Consider the following 12,454-nt stretch of genomic DNA (forward strand, 5'->3'; position numbering starts at 1 on the left):
CTGAAATCGTCTGAGGTTTTCCGGAACCAGGAACGCCAGCGACACTGCCCGCTTGCGCGGGCGGCGTCGCGCGCACTCACCGGGTGTTCCAGCGAACGACGAACGGCACGGTCCCGTGACGGGCGATCAGAACAGGGTGAGCTCGTCGCGTTCGATGCCGCGCAGCTTGTCGTAGTCGACCACGACACACCGGATGCCGCGGTCCGTGGCCAGCACCCGGGCCTGCGGCTTGATTTCCTGCGCCGCGAACACCCCCTGTACCGGGGCGAGCAGCGGGTCCCGGTTCATCAGCTCCAGATAGCGGGTGAGCTGTTCCACTCCGTCGATCTCGCCACGCCGCTTGATCTCGACCGCCACCGCCCCGCCCTCGGCGTCACGGCACAGCAGATCCACCGGGCCGATGGCGGTCATGTACTCCCGGCGCACCAGCGTCCAGCCCTCGCCGAACGTCTGCGGGTTGGCCGCCAGCAACTCCTGCAGATGAGCCTCCACACCGTCCTTGACCAGGCCGGGGTCCACGCCCAGCTCGTACGATGTGTCCTGGAAGATCTCCTCCAGGGTGATCCGCAGCTCCTCGCCCGCTTTGTTGACGACCTTCCACACCCCGGGCGCCTCCTGGAGCCGGCAGGGCGGGCTCATCCAGTTCAGCGGCTTGTACGCCCGGTCGTCGGCGTGAATCGACACCGAGCCGTCCGCCTTGACCATGAGCAGCCGCACCGCCGGGGGCAGGTGGGCCGACAAGCGTCCAACGTAGTCCACGGAGCATTTCGCGATGACCAGGCGCACCCGACGAGGGTAGCCGCCACCGCTCGCGGTCGCGTCGGCGCCGTCGCGCTACGCGGCCCAGTCAGGCACGAGCGTGGTGGTGTCATCCTGGGGCCGTGCTCGAAGTACTGACCGGCACGGGCCTGGCCACCTCCGCCGGGCTGAATGCCTACATCCCCCTGCTCATCATGGGCCTGCTGGCCCGGTTCACCGATCTCGTGGAGCTGCCCGCCGGGTGGCAGTGGCTGTCCGGCGGCTGGGCGCTGGCCGTCCTGACGGTGCTGCTGGCGGTCGAGGTCGTGGCGGACAAGGTGCCCGTGGTGGACCACGTCAACGATGTGGTGCAGACCGTGGTACGCCCGGCCGCGGGCGGCCTCGCGTTCGGCGCGGGCTCCGCGGCGCAGACCGCGACCGTGCCGGATCCGGGCGCTCTGAGTACGCACCAGTGGACCGCGATCGTCGCGGGCGTCCTCATCGCCCTGTGCGTACACGGGGTGAAGGCCGCGTCGCGGCCCGTGGTGAACGCCACCACGGCCGGATTCGGCGCGCCTGTGGTGAGCACGATCGAGGACATCGGCAGCGCCGTACTGTCGGTGCTCGCAATCCTCGTGCCGATCCTGGTACTGGCCGCGATCGTGGCGTTCGTGGGCACCGGGGTGTGGGTCGTACGGCGCCGCCGCCGACGCCGCCGGCAAAGGCAGGCCGCAGAGGGTGTCGAGACGGTGCGCTTGTTTGGTTGACTGCTCCCGTGCCCGCCGTCGCCGTACCCGCATTCGCACTGACGTGGTGGCTGGCGTGCTATCTGCTGGGGCGTGATCCGTCCCGGCCGGTGCTGTGGCGCTCCGCCGCGGCGCTGATGGCGTACGCGCTGGCCGTGGCGGCTTGGACCGTGACGCCGGAGGGGGCCGCGGCGACCGTCCTGCTGTGCGTGCCGGCGCTGGCGTGGGCCGGCGCGGCGCTCGGCCTGCTCCCGGACGACCGGCCGGAACGGCGCCAGGTCGATCGCGGCTGGCTGCTGCTCTCCGTGGTGTTCCTCGCGATGATCGTCGCGCTGCCCGGGGCGGGCCGGCTGGTGGCGCTCGCGCCCCTGGCCGGTGGGCTGGTGCTGGTGTGGCGCTCCCGCGACGACGTCCGCCCGCGCGCCCTGCCGGCCGCGGTCGCCGCTGCCGCCGCGCTGTACGGGCTGGGCCTGCTGGCCCTGCTGCTCCCGATCGACCTGGGCTCGCACGAGCTGGTCCTGGCGGCCGTGGGTCTGGACCTGATGCTGCTCGGCTTCCTGGCCGCCGTGGCGGATGCGGTGGACACCGGGGAACGGCTGTTCCCGGATCTGCGCCGGTCGGTCGTGGGCGCCCTCGCCGCCACCCTGGTGGTGGCCGGCCCGTCCGCGCTCACCATCCTGGCCGTGCCGGACCGGCCGGTCGTGGCGGTCCTGCAGTTCGTGCTGCTGGCGGTCGTGATGAGCGCGTTCGCGCTGAGCGGGCCGGTGCGCCGCGGGCTGGACCGGGTCGCGTTCCTGCACGACGAGCGGCTGCGGCTGGACCGGGCCGCGCTGCTCATGCTGGCGGACGCGCTGCCGCGCCGGCGGGAACGGCACGCCCTGATCGCGCTGAGCGAGGCGGAGTTCGTCCGGCTCACCCGGCGCGCCCTGGACGACTACGGCGACCTGGCCCGGTTGCTGCGCAGCCCGCTGATCGATCTGCCCACGGTGGACCGCCGCCTGACCGGCCGGGCGAGCGACCAGCCGCTGGCCCGAGCGGTCGAGCTGCGCGCGGTGCTGCAGGACGGGGTGGCCCGGCTCAAGCCCACCGGACTGCCGGGCACCGGCGAGCGGTGGCGGCACTACAACGCGCTGCACTACTGCTGCGTGCAGGGGCTGCGGCCGTACGAGCGGCGGCTGCGGACCGAGGGGCTCGATCGGGACGCGCGGCAGGTGCTGGAGTGGATCCGCCGCTACGTGCCACGGCGCACGCTGCGGGAGTGGCAGTCCGAGGGCGCGCAGCTCGTGGCCGAGCAGCTGTGGAAGGACCTGGTGGGCACCGATCCGAGGTGGCTGACCCGGGCAACAGCGAACGCGACACGCAGCACATAACAGCGTGATACCGGACTAAACGGTTAAAATCCCCCAACGTGGATCCCGGGGGGTTCTGTGGGTAACCACCGCAACGCGCTGGTCGCGGCGGTCCGGCAGGAGCTGGCCGAGGCGCGCGGCACCGCCCGGGCCGTACTGGCCGCGGCGGAATCGGCGCGCAGCGAGGCGCAGCGCCGCCGCCAGCTCGTCCGTGAGGCGTACGCAACCTGCCTCAACCAGCTCGCCGAGGCACGCGACGCCACCCGCCGCGACATCCTCGGCCGGTTCCGCGCCGAGGCGCTCCGGCTGGCCGGCAGCGTCGAAGCCGTCACCTCGCTCTGCGCCGCGGGCGCCGCCGGCGCGCCCTGGCGCACCTGGACCCCGACCAGCCCGGACCGCGGCGGTGGACCGGGCCTGCTGCGGATCGGCACGATCTCGTACGACCCGGACGGCACGGATCGCACCCGGATCGCGCTGCCCGCCCTGCTGCCCCTGCTCGGCGGCGCGCACCTGCAGCTCAGCGGCGACCAGACCGCGGTGGACGGGGTCATCACGACCGTCCTGCTGCGGGCACTGGGCACCACCCGCCCGGGCGACGCGCATCTCACCGTGTACGACCCGGAGCACCTCGGCGGCACGCTCGCCGCGTTCGGCCCCCTCGCCGGCGCCGGCCTGCTGTCCCTGGTCAGCCCCGGCGGCCTTACCGCGCTGCTCGACGCCCTCGTGGAACACATCTGCCAGGTCAACGAGGGCGTGCTGGCGGGCGAGTACGCCTCCCTGGCCGCACTGACCGCCGACACCCCGGGCCCGCGCCCGGAGCCGTGGCGGCTGGTGGTCCTGCTCGCCGACCCGGCGACCGCCGCCGAACTGACCGGCGCCCAACGCGCCCAGCTCGACCGGATCGTGCGCACCGGCGTCGGATGCGGCGTCCACCTGGTCGTCCGCGGCCTCGACCTGCCCGCCGCCCAGACCGTCGTACGAGTGACGGTCGGCGACGGTACGGCCGTCAGCAGCAGCACCGGCGACCTGGCGATCCAGCTCGACGCCCCGCCCCCGAACGACCGGATCTCGGAGTTCTGCCGGGCCACCGCCGAGCATCTGCGCGCCGCCCCGTCGGCCGCCCGCCTGGCCGACCTGGAGCCGGAGAAGCTGTGGACCGAGTCGTCCGCGTACGGGCTGCTCGCCCCGATCGGCACCGGCCCCGACGGCACCCTCGTCGACGTGCCGCTGGACGACGCACGCCCGCACGCGCTCATCGGCGGCCCGCCCGGTTCCGGCCGGACCAACCTGGTGCACGCATGGCTCGGCGCGCTGGCCGCCCGGTACGGCCCCGACGAACTGGCCGTCTACCTGCTCGACGGCACCGACCACGGCTCGTTCGCCCAGTGCCTGCCCGGCCCGCGGGAGCCGGATTGGCTGCCCCAGCTCCACCTGGCCGGGGTGAACCTCACCGGCGACCCCGAGTTCGGCCTGGCCGTACTGCGCCACCTCGGTGAGGAACTGCGGCACCGGGCGCAGGCGGGCAAGCGCCTCGGCGTGGCAAGCCTCGCCGAACTGCGCGCAGAGGATCCGGGCGGGCGCTGGCCGCGGGTCGTTGCGGTCCTCGACGAACTCCCGGCGGCCGAGGATGCCCGCGCCATGCTCGCCGATCTGGCCCGGCGCGGCCCCGCCCAGGGCATTCACCTGATTCTCTCCGCCCCGGACCCGACCCCGGACGCCGCAGCCGACCGGGACGCGGCCGCCGACACCGGGGCCGACCCGGCCGCCGGCGCCGTCCCGGGCAGCCTCGCCGAACTGTGCCCGCTGCGCATCGCACTGCCCAAAGCGCAGGGTGTGCTCGCCGACGCCAACCTGGCCGCCGCGGTCATCCCGCGATACCACGCGGTCGTCAACACCGACTCCGGCAGCGCGGGCGCCAATCGCGTCGTCCGCGTGCCGGACGCGTTCGGCCCGGCCGGCGCCGGGACGCACCCGGGCGAGCCGGGGCGCGGTCCCCGCAATCTCGCCAGGCCCGCGCCGACCGCGTGGCGGACGTTGCAGCACCGGCTGTGGCGGGAACGCCCCGACGACGCCGTCGCACCGCGCGTGTTCGACGGCCACGCGGTGCCCCGGCTGCCGGACGCGTACCGGCCCGCGGGGCGCGCACCGGACGTGACCGCGCGGGTCGGCTGCTCCCCCGGCGCCGTCCTCGGTGAACGGATCGACGTGCGACCCGGCCCGGCCCGGTTGCGGCTGGGCCGGATGCCGGGACGCAACCTCGCCGTGCTCGGTACCCGTACCCAGGAGGCGTGCGACGTGCTGGCCGCGGCGGCACTGTCGCTCGCCGCGCAGGGACCGGCCCGGTTCAGCCTGGCCTGCCTCGACCCGGCCGCCGAACGGGCGGCCGCCCGGCTGGCCGCCGAACTGCCCGGCGCCGGCTGGTACCACGCCGGAGACATGCCGCGCCTCCTCGACGCCGCCGTCGCGCAGGCCATCCCGCACTACGTGCTCGGGTACGGCCTGGACGCCGTCCCGGGATGCCGGGACCGGCTGCGTGCCCTGCTCACCGAGGGCCCCGAGGGCCGGGTGCACGTGCTCGGCTGGTGGCGGTCGGTGCCGCGGCTGCGCCACACCCTGGGCGGGGCCGGGTTCGACCCGGTCGGGGCGTGGGTCGCGCTGGACGTGAGCGGCCCGCAGCTCAGCCCGCTGTTCCCGCAGCCGTCCGGGCCGCAGTGGGCTCCGCGGCCACGGCGAGCGTTGTTCTTCGACCGCTCGGTTCACCGGATCCCCGAATTGATCATCCCCTACGAGGTGCACAGTGACCCCACGTGAGCGCGACTACCAGCTCATGATGAGCGCCCTGGCCGAGGCAGCCCGGCGCCGCGACACCGAGCTGGACCGCGCCGAGCAGGCGTACCAGGACAGCACCGCGCAGGCCGCGGGCGAACTGGCCCGGGCCGAAGGCGAGGCCGCGGCCGCCGATCGCTGGGCGGGCGCCGCCGCGGCCCAGGTGCTGGACGTGGACCGCGAGGCCGCCCGCCTCTGGGACCAGTTGCGCCGGGCGCGCGGGATGCGGATGCGCACGCTGGGTGAACTGCCCGACCCGGCAGCGGTCGAAGCGCTGCCCCGCGTCGCGCTGCAGCGGGCCCCCGAGCCGGGCGACGGCCCCGTGCCCGGCAACGGCTCCACGCCTGACGACGACGCTGCGCATGGCGACGGCCCCGCGCTCGGCGACGGCCCCGCGCCTGGCGACGGCTCCGGGCCGCAGCCGCCCCGGCAGTCCGCCCGCACGCTGCTGGCACGGGCGGCCGAACGGATCGACGACACCGTGCACCCGTCCGCGCGGGACCCGCTGTCGCGGGGGGCGTTGACGCTGCTGCCGGTGGTGGGCGCGCTGGCCGCGGGCGCCACCGGCCTGCTCGCCGCGGGCCTCGTGACGTTCGGGGGTACGGCCGTACCGGCGGGCGGGGTGGTCCGTGCGCTGGGCTGGCTGGCGTTCCTGCTGGCCCCGTCCGCAGGCGTGCCGGTGGCGGCCACGTACGCGCACCGGCGCGGCCGCCGCCTGGACATCGGCGGCGTCGGGCTCACCCTGCTCGGCGGCATGATCGCCGCCACCCTGCTCTCGTTGACGTTCGCCTCCTCCCACTGATCCGTCACCGGGCCGCACCGCCTAGGGTGGGCGTCCATGGGAGACGGTGAACCCGCGATCGAGGTCCGCGGGCTGCGCAAGACGTACGCCGGGACCGCCGCGGTCGACGGCATCGACCTGACCGTGGCGCGTGGCGAGGTCTTCGCGCTGCTCGGCCCGAACGGGGCGGGCAAGACGACGACCGTGGAGATCCTGGAGGGCTACCGGCGGCGCGACTCCGGTGAGGTCACCGTGCTCGGCATCGACCCGGCCGTCGCGAACGGCGGTCGCGGCACCGCGGTCGGCGCCCAGGCGCGGCGCTGGCGGGAGCGGGTCGGCATCGTGCTGCAGGGCACGGGCGAGTTCGACGATCTGACGGTCGCCGAGGTGGTCGGCCACTTCGCCAGGTTCTACCCGGAGCCGGACGATCCCGCGCAGGTCATCGCCCGGGTCGGGCTCACCGACAAGGCGGGGGCACGTACCCACACGCTGTCCGGCGGGCAGAAGCGGCGCCTCGACGTCGCGCTGGGCATCATCGGCCGGCCTGAGCTGCTGTTCCTGGACGAGCCGACGACCGGTTTCGACCCCGAGGCGCGCCGCGAGTTCTGGGCGCTGGTCCGCGACCTGCAGGCCGGCGGCACGACCATCGTGCTGACCACGCACTACCTGGAAGAGGCGGAAGCGCTCGCCGACCGGGTGGCGGTGATCGCCCGGGGCAGCCTGATCGCGGTGGACAGCCCGCGTCGGCTCGGGGACCGGGAGTCGGCCATGGCGACCGTCTCGTGGCGTACCCCGGAAGGGGTGTGGGAACGCACGCAGAGCGCGACGCCGACGGCCGTGGTGGCCGATCTGGCCGCGCGCTACGGGGGCGAGGTGCCCGGCCTGACGGTCACGCGACCCTCCCTGGAGGACATCTACCTGCAGATGATCGGAGCATGATGGGCGCGGCGCGGCTCGGCCTCAGCCAGGGTGTCCTGGAGATCAAGCAGTTCCTGCGCAGCCGGGAGCAGGTCATGTTCACGCTGGCCTTCCCGGCCATCCTCGTGATCATCTTCGGCTCGATCTTCAAGGGCACGATCGGGGACGGGGTGAAGTTCACCCAGTACTTCGTGACCGGGATGATCGCGTCCGGGCTGATGACGGTGGGTTTCCAGGCGCTGGCCATCCAGATCCCGATGGAACGCGACCGCGGAGTCCTCAAACGCCTGCTCGGCACGCCCATGCCGAAGTGGGTCTACTTCGCGGGCAAGGTGGTGATGGTCGCCTTCATCGCGGTGCTGGAGACGGTCATCCTGCTCACCGTGGCGACCCTGCTGTTCGGCCTGCGGCTGCCGGACACGGCCGGGCGGTGGCTGACGTTCGGCTGGGTGGCGCTGCTCGGCATCACCGCGTGCACGCTGTCCGGGGTGGCGTTCTCGTCGCTGGCGCGCACCGGGCGCAGCGCTCCGGCGGTGGTCACGCCGGTCGCGCTGATCCTGCAGTTCACCTCCGGCGTGTTCTTCGTCTACACGCAACTGCCGGTGTGGATGCAGGAGACCGCCGCGGTGTTCCCGCTCAAGTGGATGTGCCAGGGGCTGCGCTCGGTGTTCCTGCCGGCGGCGTTCGGCGCCCGGGAGCCCGCCGGCTCGTTCGAGCTGGGCCGGGTGGCGCTGGTGCTGGGGTTGTGGTGCGTGGTGGCGCTGGTGCTGTGCCTCACGACGTTCCGCTGGACGACGAAGCGCGACGGGTGAACCCGCCGCGCTCCGCCGATGGTCCCGCTCAGCTTCAGTACGAGTAGAAGCCCTTGCCGGTCTTGCGGCCCAGGTCGCCCGCGGTGACCATGCGCTGCAGCAGCTCCGGCGGGAAGAACTTCTCGTCGGCGGTGTCGCGGTAGATGTTGTTCGCCGCGTTCAGCATCACGTCGAGGCCGGTCAGGTCGACGGTGGCCAGCGGGCCCATCGCGTGCCCGAAGCCCAGCTTCATGACGGTGTCCAGGTCGGCGGCGGAGACCACGCCACTCTCGACCAGCTTGATCGCCTCGACGAGGATGGCCGAGAAGAGCCGGTTGGAGACGAAGCCGGCCACGTCCCGCTTGACCTCGACGCAGGTCTTGCCGACCTCCTCGGCGAAGTTGCGGGCGTTGGCGAGCGTCTCGTCGGAGGTCTGGTAGCCGCGCACGAGCTCGACCAGCTTCATCATCGGTACGGGCGAGAAGAAGTGGATGCCCACAACGGACTCGGGCCGCTCGGTGACCGCCGCGATCTGCGTGATCGGGATGGCGGAGGTGTTCGTGCCCAGCACGGCACCGGGCTTGCAGATCTTGTCGAGGGTACGGAACACGTCGTGCTTGGCCTCGATGCGCTCGAAGATGGCCTCGACCACGACGTCCGCCTCGGCCGCCGCGTCCAGATCGGTCGTGGTGGTGATCCGGCCGGCGGTCGCCTCGGCGTCCCCCTCGGAGATCTTCCCCTTCGCGGCGAAGCGCCCGAGCGACTCCCGGATCGCGTTCATCCCGCGGGCCAGCGACGCGTCGTCGATGTCCCGCATGGTGACCGTCCATCCGGCCTGCGCCGCCACCTGGGCGATGCCCGAGCCCATCAGGCCCGAACCGATGACCGCGAGTCGACCCGCCATGTGTGACCCTCCCTGAGTGCGATTCTGAGCCCCACCCTAGCGGGTGAGCCTTAACGGCGGCTCAGCCCGGGTCTTTGTCCCTATCGGGGCATTTCCCCGGAAAATGGCGATCGCCGGTGCGAGACTGTGCTCATGGCCACGAGCGACGGCTGGTACCTCATCGGACCGCTGGTGGCCGTAGTCATGGTCGGCTTTCTCGGCGCCGTGTTCTGGCGCATGGGCCTGCAGTGGACCGGCGACGACAAACCCGAGCGGCCCCGCAAACGCCGCTCGGGCCGGCTGACACTGTTCGACGGCGACGACTACGGCCTGCTCTGCCCGGCCGCGGTCGCGGAGGACTCGGAACTGGCCGACGAGATCCGGCTGCTGCTCGCCGGCGCGGGCATCCGCGCCACCTCCGCACTCCGCCGCGACGGTCGCGTACTGATCCTCGTGTTCGGAGAGGAACTGGAGGAGGCCCGCCGCCTGGTCGGCGGCAGCCCTGCGGTGTGAGCCTGCCGGGCCGCGCTCAGAAGCCGAACGTGGGATCCGCCACCTGGGCGCGCTCCACGTCGACCCCCAGTGCGGCGAGGTCCGCCACGAAGTCCGGGTATCCCCGGTCGATGTGGTACACCTCACCCACCTCGGTCATGCCGTCCGCGCACAGGCCCGCGATGACCAGCCCGGCCCCGGCCCGGATGTCGGTGGCCCGTACCGGCGCCCCGGACAGCCGTTCCCGGCCGCGCACCACGGCATGATGCCCATCCGTACGGATGTCCGCACCGAGCCGCACCATCTCGTTCACGAACATGAAGCGCCCGTCGAAGATGTTTTCCGTGATCAGCGACGACCCCTGACTGACCGCACCCAGCCCGATCGCCATGGGCAGCAGGTCCGTCGCGAACCCGGGGAACGGCAGCGTCACCACGTCCACGGCCGTCGGCCGGTCCGCCATCCGGACCCGGAAACTGTTGTCACCCGGATCGACCACCGCCCCGGCGGAGACCAGCTTGTCGAGCGCGATGTCCAGGAACTCCGGGCGCACCCCGTGCACGGTCACGTCCCCGCGGGTCATGGCCGCGCCGAACGCCCACGTGCCGCCGACGATCCGGTCACCGATCGTGGTGTGCCGCACCGGGCGCAGCGCGTCGACGCCCTCGATCTGCAGAGTTGAGGTGCCCGCCCCGGAGATGTGCGCGCCCATCGCGGTGAGCATCTCGCAGATGTCGACGATCTCCGGCTCGCGGGCCGCGTTGTCGATCTCGGTGCCACCCTTGGCCAGCACCGCGGCCATGAGCAGGTTCTCCGTGGCCCCCACGCTCGGGAAGTCGAGCCAGATCTTCGCCCCGCGCAGGCCGCCCGGGGCGGAGGCGATGACGAAACCGTGCTCGCCGGTGATCTCCGCGCCCATCCGGGCGAGCCCCGAGAAGTGCATGTCCAGGCCCCGGGAGCCGATCATGTCGCCGCCGGGCAGTGCGACCCGGACGTCGCCGCGGCGGGCCAGCAGCGGGCCCAGGACGCAGATCGAGGCGCGCAGCCGGCGCACCAGGTCGTAATCCGCCTCGCAGCCCGGCACGGCCGGTACGTCGATCGTGGCGACCCCACCGTCGAGCTCGACCTGGCAGCCGAGCCGGCGCAGCACCTCACCCATGATCGCGATGTCGGTGATGCGCGGCACATTCTCGACCACGCTGCGCCCCTCGGCCAGCAGGGTGACCGCCATCAGCTTGAGCGCGGAGTTCTTCGCGCCGTCGACCGTGACGTCCCCGGCGAGGCGCGCCCCGCCCTTGACCCTGATCACATCCACGCGGGCCATGGTATGGCGTGCAGACTCGCCGATTCCCGGGACCCGTAGGGTGGGGCCCATGGCCGTCCACCTGACCCGCATCTACACCCGTACCGGCGACGCCGGGCAGACCCGCCTGGGCAACAACGAGGTCGCCGCCAAGACCGACCCGCGGATCGCCGCGTACGCCGACACCGACGAGTGCAACGCCGCCGTCGGGGTCGCCCTCGCGCTCGGCGGGCTCGCCGAGGACGTCCGGCGGGTGCTGACCGCGGTGCAGAACGACCTGTTCGACGTGGGCGCGGACCTGTGCAACCCGATCGCCGAGGACCCGCCTTACCCGCCGCTGCGCATCACCGAGGCGTACGTGACCCGCCTCGAGGGCTGGTGCGACGAGTACAACGAGAAGCTGCCCGCGCTCAACTCGTTCGTCCTGCCCGGCGGCACCCCCGGGGCCGCCCTGCTGCACGTGGCCCGTACGGTGGCCCGTCGCGCGGAGCGCTCGGCGTGGGCCCTGATCGCCACGGACGGCGACCGGACGGGTGAGCTGCCCGCCAAGTACCTGAACCGCCTGTCGGACCTGTTGTTCATCCTCGCCCGCACCGCCAACCCGGACGGCGACGTGAAGTGGGTCCCCGGCGGCGCCACCGCCTGAGCGCGGCCAGTCCCCGCCCGTGTGCACGGCCTCGCGGGCGGCGCCCTCGCCCCGCGGGTCAGTGGCCGCCCGCGGAGGTTCGGCGGGCCACCCGCCGGGTCAGCAGCCGCCCGCGGGGGTTCGGCGGGCCACCCGCCGGGTCAGTGGTCGACCGGGCGCGGGGCCACCGCAGGGCGCCGGGCGGTGCTGCCGGGCGGGCCGGCTTCGAGCCACGACAGGAAGCCCGTCACGGTGGATTCGGCCATGGCGATGTCGACGCAGGAGCCGGGCGTCGTGCAGCGCAGGACGACCCAGTGCTCGGGGATCGGGCGGCGTTCCGCGCCCTCGGGGAGCCGCGGGCGGTCCACGCTCAGCTCACGGCGGTTGAGCACACGCTTCGGCCGGATCGCGAAGCTGAACATGCGGTGGAAGCGCAGCTCGTCACCGGCGAACTGGCCGATCCCCGCGGACCAGCCACGGCCTGGCACGAGCGTGTGGACGCGGACCTGGAGCCCGATGGTGCCGCCGCCGCGCATCAGGAGGCGGCGGCGGACGAACAGTGCGAAGAGCAGCACGAGCAGCGTGCTGATGCAGATTCCGAGGAATTCCAGAATCCGCATCCCGGGCTCAGCGCGCGTCGGGGAGGGCGGCGGTGGCGCTCTCGGCGAGGACGGTTACGCCGTCCTCGCGGACCGACAGGAACCCGCCGGCCACGTCGTACGTAAGCTGCTCACCGCCCGCAAGCTTGACGCGGACCTGGGAAGGCTCCTTCAGCTGGCCCAGCAGCGGGGTGTGACCGGGCAGAACCCCGAGCTCGCCCTCCGTGGTGCGGGCGACGAGCATTTCCGCCTCGCCGGACCAGATCTTCTCCTCGACGGCGACGACCTGGACGTGCAGCTGCTTGGCCACGCTGTCTCCTCGCTGGGCCCACTGGAACCGATGGGGTGAATTCTAGACACCGGGCCGGCGCCTGAGGGCGCCGGGTGGCGAGGGCCACGTCCC

13 protein-coding genes are annotated in these 12,454 nt (G+C 73.3%); 8 read left to right on the top strand and 5 right to left on the bottom strand.

Annotated elements, in window-relative coordinates:
• Window positions 1-126: 126 nt before the first annotated feature.
• Window positions 127-786, bottom strand: coding sequence for an endonuclease NucS (gene nucS, locus ACMCNK_RS15780; protein ID WP_412737164.1), 660 nt, complete (start codon window positions 784-786; stop codon window positions 127-129).
• A 95-nt stretch (window positions 787-881) separates the two neighbouring features.
• Here nucS and ACMCNK_RS15785 point away from each other — a divergent pair, with 95 nt between their 5' ends.
• From ACMCNK_RS15785 to ACMCNK_RS15810, 6 genes are read left to right on the top strand one after another with little or no spacing between them, the layout of a single operon-like run.
• Complete coding sequence (locus ACMCNK_RS15785) at window positions 882-1,505, top strand: DUF4126 domain-containing protein (RefSeq protein ID WP_412737165.1); 624 nt, start codon at window positions 882-884, stop codon at window positions 1,503-1,505.
• Window positions 1,502-2,854, top strand: a complete 1,353-nt coding sequence (locus tag ACMCNK_RS15790) for a hypothetical protein (RefSeq protein ID WP_412737166.1) — start codon at window positions 1,502-1,504, stop codon at window positions 2,852-2,854. The genes ACMCNK_RS15785 and ACMCNK_RS15790 overlap by 4 nt, the downstream gene beginning before the upstream one ends.
• A 57-nt stretch (window positions 2,855-2,911) precedes the next feature.
• A complete protein-coding gene (locus ACMCNK_RS15795) occupies window positions 2,912-5,644 on the top strand; it encodes an FtsK/SpoIIIE domain-containing protein (protein WP_412737167.1) in 2,733 nt (910 codons plus the stop codon).
• Window positions 5,631-6,461: a hypothetical protein gene (locus tag ACMCNK_RS15800; protein WP_412737168.1), complete on the top strand. Its 831-nt coding sequence runs from the start codon at window positions 5,631-5,633 to the stop codon at window positions 6,459-6,461. The genes ACMCNK_RS15795 and ACMCNK_RS15800 overlap by 14 nt, the downstream gene beginning before the upstream one ends.
• Window positions 6,462-6,497: 36 nt before the next feature.
• Window positions 6,498-7,379, top strand: a complete 882-nt coding sequence (locus tag ACMCNK_RS15805) for an ABC transporter ATP-binding protein (protein ID WP_412737169.1) — start codon at window positions 6,498-6,500, stop codon at window positions 7,377-7,379.
• Window positions 7,379-8,170, top strand: coding sequence for an ABC transporter permease (locus ACMCNK_RS15810; RefSeq protein ID WP_412740872.1), 792 nt, complete (start codon window positions 7,379-7,381; stop codon window positions 8,168-8,170). The genes ACMCNK_RS15805 and ACMCNK_RS15810 overlap by 1 nt, the downstream gene beginning before the upstream one ends.
• Before the next feature lie 34 nt (window positions 8,171-8,204).
• Here the strand turns inward: ACMCNK_RS15810 and ACMCNK_RS15815 are convergent, their stop codons facing one another.
• Window positions 8,205-9,053, bottom strand: coding sequence for a 3-hydroxyacyl-CoA dehydrogenase family protein (locus ACMCNK_RS15815; protein ID WP_412737170.1), 849 nt, complete (start codon window positions 9,051-9,053; stop codon window positions 8,205-8,207).
• A gap of 132 nt (window positions 9,054-9,185) precedes the next feature.
• Between ACMCNK_RS15815 and ACMCNK_RS15820 the strand changes: the two genes are divergently transcribed.
• Window positions 9,186-9,545 carry a hypothetical protein gene (locus ACMCNK_RS15820; protein WP_412737171.1) on the top strand — a complete coding sequence of 120 codons (360 nt, stop codon included), beginning with the start codon at window positions 9,186-9,188 and terminating at the stop codon, window positions 9,543-9,545.
• Between the two features lie 16 nt (window positions 9,546-9,561).
• Here ACMCNK_RS15820 and murA read toward each other — a convergent pair whose 3' ends face one another.
• Complete coding sequence (murA, locus tag ACMCNK_RS15825; RefSeq protein ID WP_412737172.1) at window positions 9,562-10,848, bottom strand: UDP-N-acetylglucosamine 1-carboxyvinyltransferase; 1,287 nt, start codon at window positions 10,846-10,848, stop codon at window positions 9,562-9,564.
• Window positions 10,849-10,897: 49 nt separating this feature from the next.
• On the opposite strand from murA, the gene ACMCNK_RS15830 reads away from it, so the two are divergent.
• On the top strand, window positions 10,898-11,473 hold the full coding sequence (locus tag ACMCNK_RS15830; RefSeq protein WP_412737173.1) for a cob(I)yrinic acid a,c-diamide adenosyltransferase: 576 nt from the start codon (window positions 10,898-10,900) through the stop codon (window positions 11,471-11,473).
• 140 nt (window positions 11,474-11,613) lie between these two features.
• Here the strand turns inward: ACMCNK_RS15830 and ACMCNK_RS15835 are convergent, their stop codons facing one another.
• Window positions 11,614-12,072: a DUF2550 domain-containing protein gene (locus ACMCNK_RS15835; RefSeq protein WP_412737174.1), complete on the bottom strand. Its 459-nt coding sequence runs from the start codon at window positions 12,070-12,072 to the stop codon at window positions 11,614-11,616.
• A gap of 7 nt (window positions 12,073-12,079) precedes the next feature.
• The gene (locus ACMCNK_RS15840) at window positions 12,080-12,361 is read right to left on the bottom strand and encodes a F0F1 ATP synthase subunit epsilon (RefSeq protein ID WP_412737175.1); all 282 of its coding nucleotides are present in this window, start codon (window positions 12,359-12,361) and stop codon (window positions 12,080-12,082) included.
• Between the last annotated feature and the right edge of the window lie 93 nt (window positions 12,362-12,454).

It is taken from the genome of Krasilnikovia sp. MM14-A1259, from assembly GCF_047159535.1.
Classification (GTDB): domain Bacteria; phylum Actinomycetota; class Actinomycetes; order Mycobacteriales; family Micromonosporaceae; genus Actinoplanes.

Coding starts and splice junctions, on each gene's coding strand:
- ACMCNK_RS15805 (WP_412737169.1), top strand. CDS start 6,498: ATGGGAGACGGTGAACCCGCGATCGAGGTCCGCGGGCTGCGCAAGACG.
- ACMCNK_RS15810 (WP_412740872.1), top strand. CDS start 7,379: ATGGGCGCGGCGCGGCTCGGCCTCAGCCAGGGTGTCCTGGAGATCAAG.
- ACMCNK_RS15815 (WP_412737170.1), bottom strand. CDS start 9,053: ATGGCGGGTCGACTCGCGGTCATCGGTTCGGGCCTGATGGGCTCGGGC.
- ACMCNK_RS15820 (WP_412737171.1), top strand. CDS start 9,186: ATGGCCACGAGCGACGGCTGGTACCTCATCGGACCGCTGGTGGCCGTA.
- murA (WP_412737172.1), bottom strand. CDS start 10,848: ATGGCCCGCGTGGATGTGATCAGGGTCAAGGGCGGGGCGCGCCTCGCC.
- ACMCNK_RS15830 (WP_412737173.1), top strand. CDS start 10,898: ATGGCCGTCCACCTGACCCGCATCTACACCCGTACCGGCGACGCCGGG.
- ACMCNK_RS15835 (WP_412737174.1), bottom strand. CDS start 12,072: ATGCGGATTCTGGAATTCCTCGGAATCTGCATCAGCACGCTGCTCGTG.